Consider the following 20193-nt stretch of genomic DNA (forward strand, 5'->3'; position numbering starts at 1 on the left):
CATGACCGTTCGCACCCTCGGCGCCCACCGGGCCTGGCTGGCGCTCGGCGCGTGCCTGTTCGCGGTCTTCATGCAGATGCTCGATCTCACCATCGTCAACACCGCGCTGCCCGCCCTGGCCCACGAGCTGGCCGCCACCGAATCGCTGCAACTGCTCGTGGTCACCGGCTACGGGCTGTGCTTCGCCTGCGCGCTGCTCACCGCCGCGCGGCTCGGGGACCGATTCGGCCGTCGCACACTGTTTCTCGCGGGCATGGGCGTGTTCACCCTCGCCTCGGCGTGGTGCGCCGCCGCGCGCTGGCCCGCGGAACTCGCGGTCGCGCGCGCGGTGCAGGGCGTCGGCGCGGCGGCCGTGGCCGCGCAGACCATCGCCATCCTCACCACCGCCTTCCCGCCCCGGCGGCGGGCGCTGGCCTTCGGCGTCTACGGGGCGGTCGCGGGCGCGGCGGGGCTGGCGGGTCCGCTGCTGGGCGGGGCGCTGGTCACCGCGGACGTGGCCGGGCTGAGCTGGCGCGCGATCTTCGTGATCAATCCCCCGCTCGGGATCGCCGCGCTGCTCATGGCCCATCGCGCGGTCGGCAACGCGCGCGCGGAGCGACCCGAACCGGTCGACGTGCTGGGTGCCGCGTTATCGGCGGCCGGGCTGGGCCTGGTGCTGTTCCCGCTGGTCACCGCGCGCGAGGCGGGCTGGCCGCCGGGGTCGATCGTGATGCTGATCGCGGGACTGGTCGTGCTCGCCGCGTTCTGGCGGCGGCAGCGGTCCCGGGCCCGGATCGGGCAGGACGCCCTCGTGCCGCGAGAGTTGTTCGCGGACCGGCCGTTTCGGATCTGCGCGGTGCTGATGCTGGTGTTCTACGGGCTGTTCACGGCGCTGCTGTTCGTGGTGTCGGTGACCGCGCAGACCGGGCTGGGCTGGTCCGCGTGGCAGACCGGGCGGCTGATGCTGCCGTTCGCGGTCGGCGCGCTGCTCACCGCCGTCACCTCCCCGCTGCTCGTGGCCCGGCTCGGCGGCCGGACGCTGACCCTCGGCCTCGGCCTGTTCGCGCTGGGCATGGGCGCGCTGGCGCTGTGCCTGCATCCGCGCGCGGGGGGCCTGGATCCCGATTCGGTGGTGCTCCCCGCGCTGCTGGCCGGGGCCGGGATGGGCTGGTTCTCGCCGCCGCTGCCCGCGATCATGGTGGCCGGGCTCGGCGAGCGGTCCACGGGCGCGGCCTCCGGCGTCGCGCCGACCGTCCAGCAGCTCGGCAGCGCGCTCGGCACCGCGCTGCTGGGCACGGTGTTCTTCACCCGGGTCGGCGCCGATTCGGTGGAACCGCTCGGGCCGCAACGCTTTCTGGCCGCCTGCGGCACGGTGCTGTGGATCATCGCGGCGGTGGCCGCCGTGCTCACCGCGGTCACCGCGGCGCTGCCGACTTCCCGCTCGTCGACCCCCGCGGAGGTATCGCGATGATCGTCCCGAAGGCGCCCGGCTGGTTCGACCGGCCGTGGTCGATTCCCGAACTCGTCGAACGCAAGGACGGACGGACCGTCTCGGTGGTGCTGCCCGCACTGAACGAGGAGGCCACCGTCGCCGGGGTCGTGGCCTCGGTGCGGCCGCATCTGGGCGGGCTGGTCGACGAACTGCTCGTGATCGACTCCGGCTCCACCGATCACACCATCGCCCGCGCCCGCGCGGCCGGGGCCACCGTCTACACCCGCGAGGAGGCGCTGCCCGGGGTGCGCCCGCGGCCCGGCAAGGGCGAGGTGCTGTGGCGGTCGCTGGCGGTGGCCGCCGGGGATCTGATCGTGTTCGTCGACTCCGATCTGGTCTGTCCCAGTTCGGGATTCGTGCCCGCGCTGCTCGCGCCGCTGCTGTTCGATCCGAACCTGAAGCTGGTCAAGGGCTTCTACCGCCGCCCGCTGAGCGGGGACCGCGCGGGCGAGGCCGACGGCGGCGGCCGCGTCACCCAACTGGTGGCCCGGCCGCTGCTCACCGCGCTGGCGCCCGCGCTCGGCGGCGTCGTGCAGCCATTGGGCGGGGAGTACGCCGCCACCCGGGACCTGCTCACCGCCATCCCGTTCGCGCCGGGGTACGGGGTGGAGATCGGCATTCTCATCGACTGCTGGCGACGGCACGGCGTCGACGCCATCGGCCAGGTCGACCTCGGCACCCGGCGACACCGCAACCGGCCCACCCACGAACTGGCGGTGATGAGCCGTCAGGTGGTGGCCACCCTGCTGGATCGGCTCGGCGTCGCCGACTCCGGCGTCGGGCTGACCCAGTTCATCCCGGAGGGGGCCGCCTGGCGGCGGGTCACCACCGAACTCGACGCCGCCGACCGGCCCCCGATGGCGCGGGTGTCGGACCGGTTCCCCGAACTCGACATCGCCTGAAACATCGTCCACCCGAAGGATTCTCGTCATGCGCACACCCCGGAGCCGTAGACTCCCGTGGCGGCCGCCCGCCGTGGTGACGGCGATCGCGGCCCTCACGGCCGCCACCGCGATCGCCCTGACCGGACCCGCGGCCGCCGCACCGGACGGCTCCCGTCTGGACCACCTCGAGGACGGGCCGGGCCGGGTCACGGACATGTACGTCTACTCCGCGGCCATGCGCACGGTCGTGCGCGCCCAGGTGCTGCGCGCCGCCGACCCCGACCGGCCCGCGCCGACGCTGTACCTGCTCAACGGCGCCAACGGCGGCGTCGGCGGCGGCTGGTACGACGAGACCGACGTGTCCCGGTTCTTCGCGGGCGAACAGGTCAACGTGGTGATCCCGATCGGCGGCGCGGGCAGCTACTTCACCGATTGGCGCACCGACGATCCCGTGCTCGGCCGCCCGCGCTGGAAGACGTTCCTCACCGAGGAGCTGCCGCCGATCGTGGACGCCACGCTGAACGGCAACGGCGCCAACGCGATCGCGGGATTGTCCATGGCCGCGACCGCCGTGTTCCACCTCGCCGAGACCGCGCCCGGACTCTACCGGGCGATCGGCGCGTACAGCGGTTGCGTGCGCACCAGCGATCCGGAGGGGCAGGCCATGGTGACCGCCGTGGTGGGCCGCTGGGCGGGCAACGCGACGAACATGTGGGGGCCGCCCGGCGATCCGGCGTGGGCGGCCAACGACCCGTATCTGCACGCGGACCTGTTGCGCGACACCACGATCTACGTGTCCAGCGGCACCGGCGTCCCCGGCGCGCTGGACACCCTCGAGGGCGTGCACGGCGATCCGACGCAACTCGCCTGGCAGCTGATGTTCGGCGCGCCGCTCGAGGCGGTGATGCACCACTGCACGGTGAACCTGCGGGATCGCCTGGCGCAGTTGGGTATTCCCGCCACCTTCGACTTCCGGCCGGACGGCACCCACTCCTGGGGTTACTGGGAGCAGGATCTGCACCGGTCGTGGCCGATCATCGAGGCGGCGTTGAATCGGCCCTGACCCGCAGCGCGATCAGGCCGGACCGCAGATACCAGGCCGCGCGGGGATCGGCGGGCGGCAGCCCGGTGAGCTCCTCCACCCGGCGCAGCCGCCGCCGCACCGAACTCGGGGAGATGCCGAGGTGGCGCGAGGCCGCCTCGGGACGGTCCTGCGCGGCGAAGTGGGCGCGCAGGGTCTCCAGCAGCTCCGGTTCGTCGCGCAGCGGTTCCAGCAGCGCCCGCAGCCGGGTGCGGCCGGGGCCGGGGCGGGTGAGCTGATACTCGCAGGCCAGATCCTCGAACCGGTGCAGCCCCGGCCCCCGGCGCAGGGTCAGCACCAGATCCAGCACCTCGTGCGCGCGTTCGCCCGCGCGCTCCAGGTCCCCGCCCGTCGCCTCCAAATAGGTTGCGGTGACCGGGGTTTCGGCGGCCCGCGCGAGGCGGGCGACCAGCGCCGAGAGCCACGAGTGGACCGGCTCGGCGGCGGCCGCCCGGGGCACGGTCACGGTGCCGCCCACCCCGCTCAGCGTGGCCGACACCGCGCCGGGCACGGCCCGGCCGAGTTCGCGGCGCACCCGCGCGGCGCGGCGGCGCGCGACCACCCGCGCGTCGAGTCCCGGATCGCGGTCGTCGGGATGCGGGGCGAATTCCATTGCCAGCACGAGGAATCGGCCGGTCCGCTCGGTCGTGTCGCGGGGGGTGTCGATCGGTCCGGCGGCCAGCCGGGTCCCGGCCGTGTAACCGCGCGACACCGCCGCCGACAGCGCGCCCAGCGCGTCCAGCAGCGCCGAACCGTTGCGGCGCACGGCATCCGGGCTCGACCACTCCAGCGTGGGGGCCGTGGCCTCGAAGCCGCGATCGATCGCGATGCGCACGGTGCGGTGCAGCACCGCGACCGGCGCGGCGCGCTCGGCCCAGCGGGCCGCGACGCGTTCGAGCACGAGCAGCGTGTCCGGTGCGATCGCGTCGTTCGCGCAGACCCGCGCGAGCGCGGTCAGGCAGCCGCGGGCCACCGCCGTCAGGTCGCCGCGCGCGCCGGAACCGTCCGGCCCGCAATCGGATTCGATCTCGTCCACGATCGCCCGCAGCAGCGCGCGCGGCGCCGGTTCGGTTCTCGCGTCGAGCACCGCTGTCATGACACACCTCGTTCGGGCACACGTCCGGTCTTCGCAGTTCGGCAACTCTATCGGGGATGTCCGCCCGGGGAACGGGCCGAAGCGCACAATCTCCGGGGCCGCCGATGTGCACTGTGGCCAAGGCGCGCCGCGGCGTTGTGAGAGTTCAGGAAACCGGCGCGGTCCGGCCGAGAACGCTCACGATCTCCAGTGCCAGGCCGACCTGCAACGCGCTGTGCTCGAGCGGGCGGGGCAGCAGGGCGCGGGCGCGGTCGAGCCGGTAGACGATGGTGTTGCGGTGCGCGAACAGTATCCGCGCGGTGCGGGCGGCGTTCCAGCCCTGTTGCAGATACACCCGCAGCGTTTGCAGCAGTTCGGGTTCCGCGCCGATCAGATCGCCCAGGGTGCGGGTGACGAACTCGTGCGCGCGTTCCTCGTCGTCGGTGGTGAGCGCCACCACCTCCACCTCATCGTAGGTCGCCAGCCGGGTGGGCGCGCGCAGCCGCCGCATGAGCCGCTGGGTGGCGACCGCGTCGAGATGGCTGCGCCGGAAACCGGCGGTGCCGGAACCGATGGAGCCCAACGCCATTCGGGTGCCCGGCGCGCCCTCCAGCGCCTTGTGCACGAGATCGGGGTCCGGCCGGGTGGCGGCGGGGACCCACACCCACAGCGTGGCCGGGCTCGGCGTCACGGTGAGCGGGTGGGCCGCGCCGGTCATCCGGGCCAGCGCGTCGGCCGCGGCGTCCAGCGCCTCGGGCACCAGCGGATACGAATCGCTCCACACGATCGCGGCCAGTTGCGGTCCGTCCAGCGGATAACCCAGCCGCCGGGCGGCGCGGTCGGCCCCGATCGGGGCCCCGGCCAGCACCAGGTTGATCGTCTCCATCCGCTCGGTGTGGTCGAGGTCGGCGAGCTGGCGGCGTTCGCGCTGGATCAGGTCGAAAACGCCGGTGAGGGTGGCGTCGACGAAGGCGAAGATGGACGCCATCATGAGGTCGAGCAGTTCGCGGATCTCGTGCGGATCGCTGCTGAGCAGGAACGCGAACTGGGTGAAGGTGCGCACGGCGGCGTTCTGCCCGGCGTGGAAATTGGTCACCAGCATCTCGTCGAACCCGTGCCGCACCACCGCGCGGGCCAGATCCACGTTCTCCGCCGACAGATTCGCGCTCACCGGCACGCCCGGCGCGTGCAGATTCGCCGCGCACCAGTGCCCGAGGTTGGCGCGCACGCAGGCCCGGATCGCCTCGGCCACACCGGGTTCGAGCGCCACCGGCGGACCGGCCGCCGCCAGCGACGCCTCGTCGATCACCCGATACACGGCCTCGGGATCGATCAGCACCATCTCCACGGCCGTGCGCAACAGTTCGGCGACGCGCGGCGTGGGCGGCTCCCAGTACTGGGAGCCGCTGCCGTACGGTTCACCTGCCATCTCCCCCGACGCTACGGCACGAGTTCGGCCGTGCGAGCGCGCTTGTCCGCCGTTCGTGGCGCGGCACAATCTCCCCGCGCCGGATCGGGAGATGTCACAGTCGCGCGGCGCGGCGGCGACCGGATTTCCGAATCGCGCTGCGCGCGTGGATGATCGACGGCGGTCCGGCCTACGGTTCGGGCATGGGCATGGTGAGTGTCGCCGAGTGGGCGGTGCGGCGGTTCGGCCGCGGTCGGGTGCGGGCGCTGGTCTACGCCGTGGGCTGGACGGTGGCGGTGGTGGCCAGCGTCATCGGGTTGTGGATCATCGTCGCGCTGTTGCCGCCGGGCGACGATCCGGCGGCGGTGGCGCGGTTCTTCCACGACTACAACGGGTGGCTGCGGGGCGCGGCCTTCGTGGTGGCCTGCGCGGTGGTCTATGTGGTGTGGTTCAGCGCGGAGCTGACCAGTCGAATGCTGGCCGCGGACAGCAGCTCTCGCGGTCGGCTGGGGCGGTTGTTGTGGACCAGCGAGATCGTCTTCTACGCGGTGTTCGCCGTGGAGGCTGGGGTCTTCGCCGCGCTGCCGCTGTCCAGCCCGCACGTCGGCGCGGAGGCGCTCACCGCGCTACACGTCGCGGTGCTGGTGGCGGCCGCCCCGCTGGGCCTGCTCGGGGTGCCGTATCTGCTGGCGCTGTATCTGATCGCGCGGCGCGACGCCGTGTTCCCCCGCTGGCTGCGCGGCACGGTGCTGGTGTGCCTGGTACTGAATCTGTCGCTGGCGACCGGCTTCTTCACCCTGCGCGGCCCGTTCAGCGCGGTCGACGGGGTGGTATGCATGGGCGGCAATCTCATCGCGTTCTTCGTGCTGCCCGCCGTGCTCACCTCCTGGCTGGTGGACCGCTGGCTCGACGAGACGGTGTCGTCCGCGTGATCACTTGCCGCCCAACGCCCCGTCGAGGCCGCCGACGTCGGTGACCTTCCAGCCCGCGGCGCGGTCGACGGTGACGTTGTAGGTGACGGTGGTGTGGCCGCCGTCGGGGGTCTGGGCGTTGGTGGAGGAGACGGTGAGGAAGACGTCGATCTTGTAGACCCCGCCCGCGTCGCCGAGCGTCTCGGCCGCGATGGGGGTGGCGGTGGAGGTCCATTTCAGCGGCAGCAGGATATCGCGCAGCTTGGGGGCGGTGGCGTCGAACTTGTTCGCCAGCTGCGGGGAGGTGTTGGCCTTCAGGCGGGTGAACCAGTCCTCGACGTGGTTGTAGTCGATGGTGGACGCGCCGAGCGCGTAGTCGGTGGCGACCTGTTCGGCGTGGCGCTGGTCGGCGGCCGCGGCGTCGCGGTCGCGCAACTCGCCGCGCGCGCCGAGCCAGGCGACCGCGAATCCGACGATCAGCGCCACGGCGAGCGCCAGCACGGCGGCGGCGAGGACCGTGGACATTCGGATCGACACGCTCAGCGAGCGCCCGCGGCGGGGCGATTCCGGTTGCGCGGCAGCGGTTTCGGTGTCCGGCTCCGGATTCGATCCGGTGCGTTCGGGTGTTTCGGTGGTCATGGATCTCCTCCCACTGGGCGTCAGCGCACGCCGACGCGCACGTGTACGGCGTCCTCGTCCAGGCCGAGCAGGACCTGGGAGATGAGGGCGCTCAGGTCGATTCGCGGGAACGCCCGGACCGCGATGTCGCGCAGCGGCACCAACATGGGGGCCAGCGGCGCGAGATCGGGTCCGATGGCGTCGATGCGGGCGGTGAGCTTGTCCAGGAACGGCACCAGGCCGTTGCCCTCGAGGTACATGCGCGGGGAGTCCCCAGTGGTGAACAGCCGTCCCACCGCGTCGGCGATGGCGTCCACCCGCTGCCCGAATTCGATGAACGGCGGCGAGGCGGTCGTCATCGCCGGACCGGTCCAGTCCATATCGGGGGCGATGGACTGCAACGCGGTGATCGTGCGGCCCAGCGCCGCGGAACGATCGCCGATCAGCGCCGCCAGCAGATCGGTCGAGCGCGCCAGATCGGGGACCACGGCGGCGTTCCCGGCGTACGCGGTGACCACGGTGTCGATCAACCGGCCCACCGCGTCCGGGCGCAGCTGGCGCAGCAGTTCGGCCGCCATTCGCGCCATCCGCGCGATCGAGATCGCCGGGCGGACGCGATCGGGCGGAATCGCCTGTCCGTCGGCCAGATACGGGCCGTCCGCCGTGCGCGGGACGATCTCCACATAGGGTTCGCCGAGCACCGACAGGTTCTCGATGACGACCCGGCTGTCCAGCGGCACCCGATGCTCCGCGTCCAGCCGCAGCCGCACCCGCACCCCGGCGGGCGCGGTGTCCACCGCGGCCACGGTCCCGATCCTGACGCCGGTGAGCAGGACCGCCGAACCTTCGCCGAGCCCGCCCGCGTCGGGCAGGTCCATGAGCGCGGTGGTGTGGTCGGCGAACGCGTCCCGGTTCACCACGCCGAAGTCGAGATACGCGCTGCCCAGCACCGCCACCGCGACGATCGCGCCCAGCGACAGCAGCGAGCCGATCCTCATCGCACCACTCCGATCATGCGCAGGCTGTCGATGATGCGGCCCACCTGGTCGTCGGCCGATACGGGCGCTCCGGCGGCGGTCACCGCGGCACGGGTGATGTTCACCTTCGGTCCGTGTTCGACGAACGGAATCACCTTGTCGCGCAACCACGCCACGAGCGCGTTGAGATTCGAGGGGGCGTCCAGATCCAGCGGGCGGCTGGTGAACAGCAGCGGCACGAACGCCTCGGCCGCCTTGTCGCCCGCGTCGGCGATCGGGGCCAGCCACAGCAGCGCGTGCGCGACCGACCCGAGCGCGCCCAGCACCCCGATGACCCCGACGATCGAGGACACCGCGTCGGTGATGTGCTGCACCTCCTGCTCGGTGAGCATGGTGGCGAGCACATCGATCTGATCGTGCATGACCTGCGAGTCCGCGGTGAACCCGTTCAGCAGCGCATCCACCTCGTCGAGATTGCGGGCCAGATCCATGGTGTCCGCGCCGACCGTGTTCGCCAGCCGCGCGGTCTCCTGCGGGGTGGGCGGCAGGATGGCGTTGAACCGATCCACGATGTCCTGCAACTGATGCACCGCGCCGCCCTCGAGGAACGTCGCCAAACCCGCGAGGGTGTCCTCGATCTGGATGGGCCGCCGGGCCTGCCGCAGCGGGATCAGCCCGCCGTCGCCGAGGGCCGGGGCCGCGTCGTCGGCGGGGAAGGCCAGCGCCAGATGCATATCACCCAGCAGCGTGGTCTGCCGCAGTTCGGCGGTCGAATCCGCGGGCAGCCGAACCGATTTCGCGATATCGGCGTAGACGACCACGTGCCCGCCCGCGCCCGGCTCGGCGGCCCCGGGATCCACCACGGCCACCCGCGCGACGGTGCCGACCCGGGTGCCGTTGACGATGACCTTGGCCTTCGCCGGCAGATTCAGGGCGCTGGCCAGTTCGACGCGAACGGTGTAGGTCGGCTCGGCGGTGGTGGGCACCGGGATCGGCACGCTGCCCGGATCGATGCCGCAGCCGCAGCCGAGCAGGGCCACCGTTCCCAGCACGCCCCAGCGGGCGCGGCGGAACACGCTGTGTGCCATGGTCATCGGGCGCTCACCGTCCCCAGTACCAGGGTCACCAAATCCACGTCGGCCATCCCGTTCTCGGTCCCGGTGCAGCGGCCGGGGGCCACGGCGTTCACGGCCCCGCACACGGCGTTCGCGTCCGGTGCGGGCAGCGCCACCCGGCGCGGCCGGTAGGTCACGCCGGGCTGGCCGCTGTTCGGGTCGAAGACCGTGCGCAACGCGTCGAGCAGCGGCGGGATCATGGCGAGGATGTCGCCGATGACGCGGATGTTCGCGCCGATGAATCGGGTCAGCGGCACGGTCGCGTCGAGCAGGGTGAGAATGGCGCTGCCGAACATGGTGGTGATGTCGTTGATCATGGGCAGCACCCGTCGGAAACCGTCGATGATGACCACGGTCTCGGTGAACAGTTCGTTGTTCACCTGATCGAGTACCTGGGCCAGCCGGGTCAGCATGGATTTGATGTCGCCCCAGTGCGCGGCCACGGCCTCTGACAGCCGCGACAGCGAATCCACCACTCCCGCAAGGTGACCGAGGGCCGCGTCCGGGGAATCCAGCGCCACCCCCAACCGCCGGATGAGGTCGTTGATCTGCTGACCGGTCCCCGCGGTGGCGTTATCCAGGCCCGCGACCGCGCGGCCCAGCGGGGGCGCGGCGGTGCCGTCGGGGCCGACGACCTGTTCGGCGAGCCGGGTGAGCGCGTCGAAGGTTTCGCTGATGCTCTTGGGGGTGAGCGTCTTCGTGACGCACCCATCACGCGGGGTAGTGGGCCAATCCTCTTGCAGCACGGCCAATTCCCGGTCCGCGACCACCGTGCGCGCGACCGTGGTGGCCGCGGCGTCCTCGCCGACCGGATAGCGGGTGTCAACGGTGAAGTCGACGCGGACCTTGTCCCCCTGCGGGGCCACCCCGGTCACCTGCCCGACCGTGATACCGCGCATGGTGACGTGATTGCCCGGATACAGGCCGATGGCGTCGGGCATGAGCGCGCAGTAGGCATGGGCCGGTCGCGGCGGCTCGACCACCAGATATCCGGCGGCGGTGACGGCGCACAAGGCCAGCGCGCCGACGGCGGACATGAATCCGCGCGAGGCGAGCAGGCGGCGCGTGGACGGTCCGACCATCAGCACGCCTTCCCCGGCACCGGAACGCACACCTCGGACACCAGGCGTTCGCCGGAGTCGTCGATCCCCACGGTTCCGTCGGGTCCGATCAGCGCGGTGAGCTTGCGCCCGATCTCGTGGACCGAATTCACCATGGCGACAAGCTTTTCCCCGATGGACTCGAGTTCGTGCAGCGCGTCCGCCAAGGGCTGGGCTATGGGTTTGAACGTCCCCTCCCAGGCCGGTTGCAACGCGCCGATCCGGTTGATGACGCGGTTGAGCGCGCGCACGGCCTCGCGCACCTCGTCGCGTTTGTCGCTGATCATGGTCTCGAGCAGATCCACCTTCTCCACCAACCGCCGCAGCTCCGACTTCCCGGTGGTGACCGCGTCGAGGTATTCGTCGGCGATCGCGGTGGCCTTGGACACGTCCGCGCGCTGTTGTTCGAGCACCTCGACGAAATGCCCGACGCCGTCGAGCACCCGGCGCACGCTCTCGGGTCCGGTTTGCAGCCCATCGGCCAGCGAGGCGAGGTTCGCGCGCAGCGTGTTGCCATCGATCTCGCGGACCGGGGCCACCGCGTCGTCGAACACCTGCATCAGGTTGTACGGCAGTCGCACCCGGTCCGCGGGAATCGGCATGCGCCCCAGCGGTTGTGACCCCGCGGGCGTCACCGCGACATAGTGTCCGCCGACCACGGTGAGCATCCGGATGTCGAGGGTGGTCTCGCTGCCGAGGAACACGCTCGAGTCGACCGCGAACCGCATCTCGACCCAGCGCGGGCGCAGCTCCAGCGAACGCACCGACCCGACCGTGATACCCGCGATGCGCACGTCGTCGCCCGCGCGCACCGACTGCCCGTCGGCGAGATAGGCGGTGTAGACGGTCTGCCCGACCGGCACCGCGTACAGCACCGACACCGCCAGCAGCAGCGCCGCCACCGCCAGCGCCCCGCCGATGCCGAGCCACAGCTGTCGTCGCCGCTCCCGCGCGGCCGCGGGCAGCGTCCGCCGAATCAACGTCCGCCGAATCCTCAACGCTTGCATACCGATACCCTCCGGCCGTCGACGAGCACCCGCAGCGGCGCGGGCACCTCGGCGTCACCCTTCGCGCAGACCCGCGTCGACCCCGGAATGGGCGACGGGATCGCGGCGTCCAGTCCCTCCAGCAGCGCGGGCAGCCCGGCCAGCAGATCGGCGATCGCCTTCGGGTCGGGGATGTAGCGCCGCACGATCTCGTTCACGTCCGGGTTCTCCCCCACCGTCAGCCCGATCGTGGCCAGCAGCCGGTCGGCCGGGTACAGCACCGGCGGCGCGGTCAGCGCGAAGTCGATCAGGCCCTCGAGATTCTTCTGGAGGGATTCGAAGACGTCGGAGACCTTGCCGAGGAAGTTCACCAATTGCGGTGAGCGCCCGCCGATCCGGTCCGCGATCTCGGACAGATTGCGCACCAGCGTGGTGAGCACCCGTTGCCGGTCGCCGACGTAGGCGCTGAGTTCGCCGATCGACGCCAGCGCCGGGCCGATGCCCTTGCCCTCCCCCTCGAGCACGGCCAGCATGCTCGTGGTGAACCGGTTCAGCGCGTCCGGCGACAGGGTTCGCAGCACCGGTTCCAGGCCGTTGAACAGGGCGGTGATATCGAACGAGGGCACGGTGTGGTCGGCGGGCACGAGCGCGCCGGGCCGGATCCGCGCGCCCGGGGCCGGGTCGTGCTGGATGTCGACATACCGTTGGCCGGTGAGGTTCTGGTAGCGGATGGCCAGGCGGGTGTTGTCGTAGAGCGGGGTGTCGGTCTTCACCGTCAGCCGCACCCGCGCCAGCGTCCCGTCCAATCGGATGCCCTCCACCTTGCCGACCTGCACGCCGTAGACGCGCACGTCGTCGCCGATGCGCAGCCCGTTGGCGTCGGTGAACAGCGCGTCGTGCGTTTCCGTGGCCCCGGCGACCGGACGCTGAATCATGGTGAGCACCAACGCGAATGCCGCGATCATGGCGATGGTGAACAGCGCCAGCCGCCACAGCGAACCGGAGGTGGTCGTCATCGCGGACCTCCCGGCAGGCCCAGCGGCACCGCCACGGCCGGGACGCCGGACAGGTCGAGATCCAGATTCAACACCGGCCCGTCCGGGGTGTCGGGCATGGCGGAGCGGAGCCGCCGGATGATCTCCCCGACCTCCGCGCCGGACCGTTGCGGTGTCGGCACCATCTGGGCGAGCACGGTGAGAAACGGCACCACCAGATCGGTGAATCCGGCGAAGGACGCGCCCGCGTGGTTCAGCGTCGTCTCCAGCGTGGGGAACAGTTGGTGCACGACCATGGCGATCCCGGCGTCGACCTTGTCACGTTCGGTGCGCAACGCCTGGTTGGTGTCGAGGCTGTAGAGCACCTTGATGATCGCCCCGATCAGATCGGCCCCACCGGTCAGCGCCTCCCCGAACCGCCCGACCACCAGCGACAATTCCTCGCGCTGAGTGTCCGACACGGTGCGCGCGAGCACCACCATCGACTCCAGCAGCGGTGTGAACGAGCGCAGGTCCGAGCCGAAACGCGCGATGACACCGGCCAGTTCGGGAGTGAAGACGCGATCGCCGACCTGGGACAGCCCGCGCAGCAGCGAACCCATGGTGGCGTCGTCCACATCGCCGGGCCGGGCGGTGAGATCCACGACCGTGCCCGCGCGCAGCGGGGCGCCGCCGGGCCCCCGGTGCAGCTCGATCTCACTGACGCCGAACAGGTTTCCCGGCGCGTACTGCACGCGCAGACTGTCGTCGAGCCCGTGCAGCCGGGAACCGTCCAGCCGCAGCGTGATTCGCTGCGACCCGGCGGCGGCGGGCTCGATCGCCACGACATCGCCGACCGGCACCCCGTCCATCCGCACCCGCGCCCCCGCCACGATGCCGTCACCGACCTGCTTGGCGCGCAATGTGATGCGCAACCCGTCCGGCGGCCGCAGCGCCTGATATCCGGCGATACCCCCGGCCACGAGCGCGGCCACCAGCACCGCCGCCAGCCCGGTCGATCGCGCGCGGCCCCGGCCCACCGTCACACCGGGCATTCCGTAATACGGCATCGGCTACCCCTTGAACTCGATCGCGGTGTGAAAACCCCACAGCGCCAACGTCATCGCCATGTCCAGGGCGATGATCGCCACCGACGAGGCGCGCACCGCCCGCCCCGAGGCGATGCCCACCCCCTCCGGACCGCCCGCGGCGAAGTAGCCGTAGTAGCTGTACACCAGGATCACCGCCGTGGTGAAGATCGCGACCTTGACCACCGCGGCGAGCACGTCGAACCCGGACACGAACTGGAAGAAGTAGTGGTCGTACACTCCCGCGGACTGGTTGTGCACCACCGTGATCAGGCCGCGGCAGGCCAGATAGCTCAGGATCAGCCCGATCAGGAAGGTGGGCACCATCGCGACCGCCCCCGCGATCACCCGGGTGGTCACCACGAACGGCGCCGACCGCAGCCCGAGCGCCTCGAGCGCGTCGATCTCCTCGGAGATCCGCATGGCCCCGATCTCGGCGGTCATCCGGCAGCCCGCCTGCCCGGCGAAACCGATCGCCGCCGCGATGGGCGCGAGTTCGCGGGTGATCGCGTACGCCGACACCACCCCGGTGACCGGGCCCATGCCCAACATGTCGAGCGTGGTGAACGATTCGACCGCGACCGACGCGCCCATGACCAGCCCGAGCACGATCATCATCGGCACCGTGCCGCCGCCCACGATGACCGAGCCCGCGCCCCAGGTCATATCGGTGACCGCGCGCAGCGTCTCGGCGCGGTAGCGCCGCAGCGTGAGCGGGATCGCGGTCAACACCTGCCACACGAAGGCCAGCGCGAACCCGATCGACTCCACCCACCCCAGCGGCGAAACCCGGTGCGGCGCCGCGGTTCTCATGCCAGCCTCGTCGGCAGGAACATGGCGGTGAGCTGGGTGGCCGCCAGATTCACCACCACGATCGACACCATCGACAGCACGACCGCCGCGTTCACCGCGTCGGCCACCCCGCGCGGGCCGCCGCGGGCCTCGAGACCGCGCTGACAGGCGACCACCACCACCAGGAACCCGAAGACCACCGCCTTGAGCAGCGACAGCCACACGTCGGCGACGGTGGTGAACGCCCCGAAGGTCGCCCAGTAGCTGCCCGGGGTGACGTCCTGCCCGCCGATGGCCACCGCGTAGCCGGACAGGATGCCGACGAAGATGATCAGCACGTTCAGCAACGGCGCCACGAACAGCATCGCCGCCATGCGCGGAATCACCAGGTGCCGAACGGGATCGATGCCCATGGTGTCGAGCGCGTCGATCTCCTCCCGGATCGTGCGCGCCCCCAGATCCGCGGCGATGGCCGCCGCGCCCGCCCCGCCGAGCAGGAACCCGGTCGCCAGCGGCGCGCCCTGCTTGATCACGCCCAGTCCCCCGGTCGCGCCCAGCAGCGAGTCCGCGCCCAGCGCGTGCACGAGATTGCCCACCTGCACCGAGACGATCACCCCGAACGGAATCGCCATCAGCACAGCGGGAATCGCGGTCACCGCCACCAGCCGCCACGCCTGCCGGACCGCCTCGCGCCACGGGAACCGGCGGGCGACGGCCTCGGTCACGCACCCGGCGGCGGCCCCCTGCGCCACCCCGACCGCGCGGCCGAAGGTCCGCAACGAGGCCACCACCGTGTCCGAGACATTGGCCCGCAGCACCCCCGAGATCCCGGCGTCCGCCACAGCCGCCACACCTCCATCCGTCCCGGCATCGTCGCAGTGCCAGGTATTACAGCCGGACGGAAACCGCAGCCCAGGGCTTCGCGGCGGGCTTGCCGAGAATTCACAACCGGTGGCGGCGGTCGTGACCGGGCGTCACAGGAGGCCGGACGGTCTCATTCCTCGCGCGACTCGTCGGGTTCGGTCAGCTCCGGCGCGAGTTCGCGCGTGGCCATACCGCCGTCGCGGCCCTGATCGGTCGGCCCGGGGCGGCCGCCCCGCGGCTCCTTCGAACGATCCTTCTCCTCGTGCTCGTCACGCGGCATGATCTCCCCTTTCGTCGCCGAGGAGAGCTACCCGGCCCGGCCGATTCCAATCGTGGCCGGAAATATGGATTTTCTGACCCCGAGTGTGAGTCGTCCCGGCTGGTCCAGGGCTTAGCGTTGTGGGCATGAGCACACCTTCGATCGTCATCATCGGCACCGGATTCGGGGGGCTCGGTGTGGCGATGGAACTCCAGCGGGCGGGGCTGAGCGAGTTCACGTTGCTGGAGCGGGCCTCGGATGTGGGCGGCGTGTGGCGGGAGAACACCTATCCGGGGGCGGGCTGCGACATCCCCTCGCCGCTGTACTCCTACTCCTACGCGCCGCGCACCGACTGGCCCAAGCGGTTCTCCGAGCAGCCGGACATCCTCGCGTATCTGCGCCGGGTCGCGCGCGACCACGGGCTGTTGCCGCACATCCGGTTCGACACCGAGGTCACCGCGGCCGAGTTCGACGAGGCCGCCGGGCGGTGGACCGTGCGCACCGCCGACGGCTCCGAATCGCGCTGCGACATCCTGATCTCCGCGGTCGGGCAGTTGTCGCGGCCCGCGCTGCCCGACATCCCGGGCGTGGAGACCTTCCGCGGCACCGCCTTCCACTCCGCGCAGTGGGATCACGACGCGGATCTGACGGGCAAACGGGTCGCGGTCATCGGCACCGGCGCGAGCGCGGTGCAGTTCGTGCCCGCGATCGCCCCGCGGGTGGCGCATCTGACGCTGTTCCAGCGGTCGGCCGCGTGGGTCATGCCCAAACCCGATGTGCGGTACAAGGATTGGCATCATCGGGCGTTCCGGCTGCTGCCGATCACCCGGCTGACCGAGCGGTTCGCGTTCTGGCTGTTCTGCGAGTTCCTCGCGCTGGCCATCGTCGACGTCCCGCTCATCCGGCGGCTGGTGACCTGGATCGGCCTGCGGCACTTGGCGAATCAGGTGCCCGATCCGGCGCTGCGCGCGAAGCTGACCCCCGACTATCCGGCGGGCTGCAAGCGGGCGTTGTTCTCCAACGACTACCTGCCCGCGCTCACCCGCCCGAACGTGACGGTCGAGACCACCGCCATCACCGAGATCACCCCCACGGGGGTGCGCACCGCCGACGGCGCGCTGCACGAGGTGGACGCGATCGTCTACGGCACCGGCTTCAAGGGCACCGAATTCCTCTGGCCCATGCGGATTTCCGGGCGCGGCGGCCGCAAGCTGTCCGACGAGTGGACGGGCGGCGCGCGGGCGTTCAAGGGCATGACCGTGCCGGGTTTTCCGAATCTGTTCCTGGTGTACGGCCCCAACACCAATCTCGGCGTCGGCTCGATCGTGTACATGATCGAAGCGCAGGCCCGCTACATCCGTCAGGCCGTCCAGACCCTGGCCGCCCGCCCGGGACGGCTGCTCGAGGTCCGGCCCGAGGCGGCCGCCGACTTCGACCGCCGCGTCCAGCGCCGCCTGGACCGCAGCCCGTGGACCTTCTGCTCGAGCTGGTACCGCGACGCCGCCGGGCGGATCACCAACAACTGGCCCGGCACCGTGACCGCCTACCGGTGGACCACCCGCCGGATGGACCCCGCTGACTACGAACTGGTGGAGAGCAGATGAGTTTCGACTACGACGTGGTGGTCGTCGGATCCGGCTTCGGCGGCAGCGTCACCGCGCTGCGCCTGACCGAGAAGGGGTATCGGGTCGGCGTGCTCGAGGCGGGCCGCCGCTTCGCCGACGACGAGTTCGCCGAGACCTCCTGGAAGGCGCGGCGCTACCTGTGGGCTCCGGCGCTGGGCTGCTTCGGGATTCAGCGCCTGACCCTGTTGAAGGACACCTTCATCATGGCCGGGGCGGGCGTGGGCGGCGGCTCGCTGGTCTACGCCAACACCCTCTACGAACCGCCGGACCGGTTCTACCGCGACCGCCAGTGGGCGCACATCACCGACTGGAAGGCCGAACTCGCCCCGCACTACGACCAGGCCAAGCGCATGCTGGGCGTCACCACCAACCCCGCGACGACCCCGTCGGACCGGGTGCTGGCCGAGATCGCCGAGGACATGGGCGTGGGCGCCACCTACCGCAGCACCCCGGTGGGAGTCCTGTTCGGCGGCAAGGACACCCGGCCCGGCCAACCTGTACCCGACCCGTATTTCGGCGGCGTGGGCCCCGAGCGCGCGACCTGCACGCACTGCGGCGAGTGCATGACCGGCTGCCGCCACAACGCCAAGAACACCCTCGTCAAGAACTACCTGTACCTCGCGGAAAAGGCCGGGGCCCAGGTGCTTCCGCTGACCACGGTCACCGATGTGCGGCCGCTGCCCGGCGGCGGCTACGAGGTCGCGACCGTGCGCACCGGCCGCTGGGTGCGCAAGGTCCCGCGCACCGTCACCGCCGAACAGGTGGTCTTCGCCGCCGCGGCGCTGGGCACCCAGAAACTCCTGCACCGGCTGCGCGACCGCGGCTCGCTGCCGGACATCTCCCCGCGCCTGGGCGAGCTGTCGCGCACCAACTCCGAGGAGCTGCTGTCGGTGCGCAGCCGCCGCACCGACGTCGACTTCACCAAGGGCGTGGCCATCACCTCCTCGATCCACCCCGACGCCGACACCCACATCGAACCGGTCCGATACGGCAAGGGCAGCAACGCGATCGGCCTGATCGGCACCGCCATGATCGATCCGGACGGCCGCACCGGCAAGGTCCGGCTGTGGGCGCGCACCATGCGCCGGATCGGATTCCGCGACGCCGCCCACCTCCAGAACCCGCACCGCTGGTCGGAGCAGATGATCGGGCTGCTGGTGATGCAGTCGGTGGACAACTCCATCACCACCTACACCAAGCGCGGCCTGTTCGGACGCCGGATGACCACCAAACAGGGTGTGGGCGAACCGAATCCGACCTGGCTGCCCGCCGGGCACGAGGTCGCCCACCGGGTCGCCGACAAGATCGACGGCATCCCCGGCGCGGGCTGGAGCGCTCTGTTCGACATCCCGATGACCGGCCACTTCATCGGCGGCTGCGTCATCGGCGACTCCCCCGCCACCGGCGTGGTCGACCCCTACCACCGCATGTACGGCTACCGCGGCCTACACATCATCGACGGCTCGACCATCTCCGCGAACCTCGGCGTGAACCCGTCGCTGACCATCACCGCCCAGGCCGAGCGCGCGGTCGCACTGTGGCCCAACAAGGGCGAGCCCGATCCTCGGCCGGAGCCGGGCGAGCCCTACCGGCGCGTCTCCCCGGTCCCGCCCCGCGCGCCGGTCGTTCCGGCGAGCGCGCCGGGCGCGCTGCGTCTGCCTATTGTCGAGATCACCGGTCCGGCAACGGAATCCGACGACGCTACACGCCCTTGACCGCGGCCCGGTCCATGAATCCGAACAGATACCCCGCCACCCGCCGCATCTGGATCTCCTCCGCGCCCTCGGTGATCCGGTAGCGGCGGTGGTGGCGGTAGATGTGCTCGAACGGCGTGTGCCGGGAGTAGCCGAGCCCGCCGTGCACCTGCATGGCGCGGTCGGCGGCCTCGCAGCACAGCCGGTTGGCCCAGTAGTTGCACATCGACACCTGCTCCGACGCCGCGAAGGTGCCGTGGGTGTCCATGGTCCAGGCGGTCTGGCGGATCAGCGCGCGCAGCATGGCGCACTGGGTGTGCAGTTCGACGAGCGGGAACTGGATGGCCTGGTTCGCGGCCAGCGGCTTGCCGAACGGCTTGCGCTCCTTGGCGTACGCGACCGCCCGGTCGATACAGTATTGCGCCGCACCGAGACTCGACGCCGCCTGCCGGATCCGGTTCTCGTTGAAGAAGTGTTGCACCACGCCCAGGCCGCGCCCCTCCTGCCCGAAGACCGCCGCGTGCGGGACCCGCACGTCGGTGAGTGAGACGCGGGCGTGGTCGGTGGGCATGTTGAACGTCCACAGGTATTCCTCGACCACGAAGCCGGGGGCGTCGGTGGGCACCAAAAACGCGGTGATGCCCGTGCCGTCACCCGCCCGCCCGGCGGTGCGGGCGAAGATCAGATCGGCCTCGGCGATGTGCACGCCGGTGTTGAAGGTCTTGGCCCCGTTGATGATCCACTCGTCGCCGTCGCGCACGGCGGTGGTCTCCATGTGGGTGGCGTCGGAGCCGTGCTCGGGTTCGGTGATGCCGAAGGCGAAGAACTTCGTCCCCGCCGCGAGGCCGTCCACCCAGTGCCGCTTCTGCTCCTCGGAACCGTACTCGAGCATGAGCAGCAGGCCCACGTTGTTGGCGACGATGGCGTGCTCGTTCTGGAGATCGCAGTGCAGGCCCAGCCCGCGATGGGCCAGGTGTTCGCGGATGACGGCCATGCCGAGGTTGGTGCCGTCGCGCCCGCCGAACTCCGCCGGGAAGGCATAGCGGTAGTGGCCCGCCGCGTCGGCCCGGCGACGCGATTCGGCCAGCAGCGCCTCCCAGTCCGCGGCGGGCAGGCCGCCGCGGTCCCAGTCGGTGCGGGCGTCCTCGCGGCGGTGGTCGAAGAAGCGGATGTTGTCCTCGGCCTGTTCCAGCGGCGTGATCTCGGCGTCGATGAACTCGTCCAGCTCCCGCAGGTACGCGCGCAGGTCCTCGGGCAGGTCGAAATCCATA

19 protein-coding genes are annotated in these 20193 nt (G+C 71.3%); 6 read left to right on the forward strand and 13 right to left on the reverse strand.

Annotated elements, in window-relative coordinates:
* Position 1 precedes the first annotated feature (1 nt).
* From ACFYTQ_RS22860 to ACFYTQ_RS22870, 3 genes are read left to right on the forward strand one after another with little or no spacing between them, the layout of a single operon-like run.
* Positions 2–1450: an MFS transporter gene (locus ACFYTQ_RS22860; RefSeq protein WP_387364346.1), complete on the forward strand. Its 1449-nt coding sequence runs from the start codon at positions 2–4 to the stop codon at positions 1448–1450.
* Entirely contained in the window at positions 1447–2373 is a 927-nt protein-coding gene (locus ACFYTQ_RS22865; protein ID WP_387364349.1) for a glucosyl-3-phosphoglycerate synthase, read from the forward strand. The genes ACFYTQ_RS22860 and ACFYTQ_RS22865 overlap by 4 nt, the downstream gene beginning before the upstream one ends.
* Positions 2374–2401: 28 nt before the next feature.
* Positions 2402–3418, forward strand: coding sequence for an alpha/beta hydrolase (locus ACFYTQ_RS22870; protein WP_387364352.1), 1017 nt, complete (start codon positions 2402–2404; stop codon positions 3416–3418).
* Here the strand turns inward: ACFYTQ_RS22870 and ACFYTQ_RS22875 are convergent.
* Together ACFYTQ_RS22875 and ACFYTQ_RS22880 are read right to left on the reverse strand one after the other, a co-directional pair.
* Positions 3390–4532 (reverse strand): helix-turn-helix domain-containing protein, encoded by a 1143-nt coding sequence (locus tag ACFYTQ_RS22875; RefSeq protein ID WP_387364355.1) that lies wholly within the window; start codon positions 4530–4532, stop codon positions 3390–3392. The two genes, ACFYTQ_RS22870 and ACFYTQ_RS22875, sit on opposite strands and share 29 nt — an antisense overlap.
* Before the next feature lie 145 nt (positions 4533–4677).
* Positions 4678–5940, reverse strand: coding sequence for a helix-turn-helix domain-containing protein (locus ACFYTQ_RS22880; RefSeq protein ID WP_387364358.1), 1263 nt, complete (start codon positions 5938–5940; stop codon positions 4678–4680).
* A gap of 182 nt (positions 5941–6122) precedes the next feature.
* Here ACFYTQ_RS22880 and ACFYTQ_RS22885 point away from each other — a divergent pair, with 182 nt between their 5' ends.
* Positions 6123–6851 carry a hypothetical protein gene (locus ACFYTQ_RS22885; RefSeq protein ID WP_387364361.1) on the forward strand — a complete coding sequence of 243 codons (729 nt, stop codon included), beginning with the start codon at positions 6123–6125 and terminating at the stop codon, positions 6849–6851.
* Here ACFYTQ_RS22885 and ACFYTQ_RS22890 read toward each other — a convergent pair whose 3' ends face one another.
* The 10 genes from ACFYTQ_RS22890 to ACFYTQ_RS22935 form a co-directional block, all read right to left on the reverse strand.
* Positions 6852–7469: a hypothetical protein gene (locus tag ACFYTQ_RS22890; protein ID WP_387364364.1), complete on the reverse strand. Its 618-nt coding sequence runs from the start codon at positions 7467–7469 to the stop codon at positions 6852–6854.
* Positions 7470–7489: 20 nt separating this feature from the next.
* On the reverse strand, positions 7490–8446 hold the full coding sequence (locus tag ACFYTQ_RS22895; RefSeq protein WP_387364367.1) for an MlaD family protein: 957 nt from the start codon (positions 8444–8446) through the stop codon (positions 7490–7492).
* A complete protein-coding gene (locus tag ACFYTQ_RS22900; protein WP_387364370.1) occupies positions 8443–9519 on the reverse strand; it encodes an MlaD family protein in 1077 nt (358 codons plus the stop codon). The genes ACFYTQ_RS22895 and ACFYTQ_RS22900 overlap by 4 nt, the downstream gene beginning before the upstream one ends.
* The gene (locus ACFYTQ_RS22905) at positions 9516–10622 is read right to left on the reverse strand and encodes an MlaD family protein (RefSeq protein ID WP_387364373.1); all 1107 of its coding nucleotides are present in this window, start codon (positions 10620–10622) and stop codon (positions 9516–9518) included. The genes ACFYTQ_RS22900 and ACFYTQ_RS22905 overlap by 4 nt, the downstream gene beginning before the upstream one ends.
* Entirely contained in the window at positions 10622–11647 is a 1026-nt protein-coding gene (locus ACFYTQ_RS22910; RefSeq protein WP_387364376.1) for an MlaD family protein, read from the reverse strand. The genes ACFYTQ_RS22905 and ACFYTQ_RS22910 overlap by 1 nt, the downstream gene beginning before the upstream one ends.
* Positions 11635–12642, reverse strand: a complete 1008-nt coding sequence (locus tag ACFYTQ_RS22915; RefSeq protein WP_387364379.1) for an MlaD family protein — start codon at positions 12640–12642, stop codon at positions 11635–11637. The genes ACFYTQ_RS22910 and ACFYTQ_RS22915 overlap by 13 nt, the downstream gene beginning before the upstream one ends.
* Entirely contained in the window at positions 12639–13670 is a 1032-nt protein-coding gene (locus ACFYTQ_RS22920) for an MlaD family protein (protein WP_387364382.1), read from the reverse strand. The genes ACFYTQ_RS22915 and ACFYTQ_RS22920 overlap by 4 nt, the downstream gene beginning before the upstream one ends.
* Before the next feature lie 3 nt (positions 13671–13673).
* Positions 13674–14501 carry an MlaE family ABC transporter permease gene (locus ACFYTQ_RS22925; RefSeq protein ID WP_387364385.1) on the reverse strand — a complete coding sequence of 276 codons (828 nt, stop codon included), beginning with the start codon at positions 14499–14501 and terminating at the stop codon, positions 13674–13676.
* A complete protein-coding gene (locus tag ACFYTQ_RS22930; protein ID WP_387364388.1) occupies positions 14498–15331 on the reverse strand; it encodes an ABC transporter permease in 834 nt (277 codons plus the stop codon). The genes ACFYTQ_RS22925 and ACFYTQ_RS22930 overlap by 4 nt, the downstream gene beginning before the upstream one ends.
* 143 nt (positions 15332–15474) lie before the next feature.
* Positions 15475–15624, reverse strand: coding sequence for a hypothetical protein (locus ACFYTQ_RS22935; protein WP_387364391.1), 150 nt, complete (start codon positions 15622–15624; stop codon positions 15475–15477).
* 125 nt (positions 15625–15749) lie between these two features.
* Between ACFYTQ_RS22935 and ACFYTQ_RS22940 the strand changes: the two genes are divergently transcribed.
* Positions 15750–17207 carry a flavin-containing monooxygenase gene (locus ACFYTQ_RS22940; RefSeq protein WP_387364393.1) on the forward strand — a complete coding sequence of 486 codons (1458 nt, stop codon included), beginning with the start codon at positions 15750–15752 and terminating at the stop codon, positions 17205–17207.
* Positions 17204–18943, forward strand: coding sequence for an FAD-dependent oxidoreductase (locus ACFYTQ_RS22945; protein WP_387364396.1), 1740 nt, complete (start codon positions 17204–17206; stop codon positions 18941–18943). Before ACFYTQ_RS22940 ends, ACFYTQ_RS22945 begins: the two co-directional genes overlap by 4 nt.
* Here the strand turns inward: ACFYTQ_RS22945 and ACFYTQ_RS22950 are convergent.
* Complete coding sequence (locus ACFYTQ_RS22950) at positions 18930–20192, reverse strand: acyl-CoA dehydrogenase family protein (RefSeq protein ID WP_387364399.1); 1263 nt, start codon at positions 20190–20192, stop codon at positions 18930–18932. The two genes, ACFYTQ_RS22945 and ACFYTQ_RS22950, sit on opposite strands and share 14 nt — an antisense overlap.
* Position 20193: the final 1 nt, after the last annotated feature.

It is taken from the genome of Nocardia sp. NPDC004068, assembly GCF_042874315.1.
Lineage (GTDB): Bacteria > Actinomycetota > Actinomycetes > Mycobacteriales > Mycobacteriaceae > Nocardia.

Bases quoted from the DNA above. Each gene is read 5' to 3' on its own strand.
- ACFYTQ_RS22870 (WP_387364352.1), top strand. From the start codon at position 2,402: ATGCGCACACCCCGGAGCCGTAGACTCCCGTGGCGGCCGCCCGCCGTG.
- ACFYTQ_RS22945 (WP_387364396.1), top strand. From the start codon at position 17,204: ATGAGTTTCGACTACGACGTGGTGGTCGTCGGATCCGGCTTCGGCGGC.
- ACFYTQ_RS22935 (WP_387364391.1), bottom strand. From the start codon at position 15,624: ATGCCGCGTGACGAGCACGAGGAGAAGGATCGTTCGAAGGAGCCGCGG.
- ACFYTQ_RS22910 (WP_387364376.1), bottom strand. From the start codon at position 11,647: ATGCAAGCGTTGAGGATTCGGCGGACGTTGATTCGGCGGACGCTGCCC.
- ACFYTQ_RS22880 (WP_387364358.1), bottom strand. From the start codon at position 5,940: ATGGCAGGTGAACCGTACGGCAGCGGCTCCCAGTACTGGGAGCCGCCC.
- ACFYTQ_RS22885 (WP_387364361.1), top strand. From the start codon at position 6,123: ATGGGCATGGTGAGTGTCGCCGAGTGGGCGGTGCGGCGGTTCGGCCGC.
- ACFYTQ_RS22920 (WP_387364382.1), bottom strand. From the start codon at position 13,670: ATGCCGTATTACGGAATGCCCGGTGTGACGGTGGGCCGGGGCCGCGCG.
- ACFYTQ_RS22895 (WP_387364367.1), bottom strand. From the start codon at position 8,446: ATGAGGATCGGCTCGCTGCTGTCGCTGGGCGCGATCGTCGCGGTGGCG.
- ACFYTQ_RS22875 (WP_387364355.1), bottom strand. From the start codon at position 4,532: ATGACAGCGGTGCTCGACGCGAGAACCGAACCGGCGCCGCGCGCGCTG.
- ACFYTQ_RS22905 (WP_387364373.1), bottom strand. From the start codon at position 10,622: ATGGTCGGACCGTCCACGCGCCGCCTGCTCGCCTCGCGCGGATTCATG.
- ACFYTQ_RS22865 (WP_387364349.1), top strand. From the start codon at position 1,447: ATGATCGTCCCGAAGGCGCCCGGCTGGTTCGACCGGCCGTGGTCGATT.
- ACFYTQ_RS22890 (WP_387364364.1), bottom strand. From the start codon at position 7,469: ATGACCACCGAAACACCCGAACGCACCGGATCGAATCCGGAGCCGGAC.
- ACFYTQ_RS22915 (WP_387364379.1), bottom strand. From the start codon at position 12,642: ATGACGACCACCTCCGGTTCGCTGTGGCGGCTGGCGCTGTTCACCATC.
- ACFYTQ_RS22860 (WP_387364346.1), top strand. From the start codon at position 2: ATGACCGTTCGCACCCTCGGCGCCCACCGGGCCTGGCTGGCGCTCGGC.
- ACFYTQ_RS22950 (WP_387364399.1), bottom strand. From the start codon at position 20,192: ATGGATTTCGACCTGCCCGAGGACCTGCGCGCGTACCTGCGGGAGCTG.
- ACFYTQ_RS22925 (WP_387364385.1), bottom strand. From the start codon at position 14,501: ATGAGAACCGCGGCGCCGCACCGGGTTTCGCCGCTGGGGTGGGTGGAG.
- ACFYTQ_RS22940 (WP_387364393.1), top strand. From the start codon at position 15,750: ATGAGCACACCTTCGATCGTCATCATCGGCACCGGATTCGGGGGGCTC.
- ACFYTQ_RS22900 (WP_387364370.1), bottom strand. From the start codon at position 9,519: ATGACCATGGCACACAGCGTGTTCCGCCGCGCCCGCTGGGGCGTGCTG.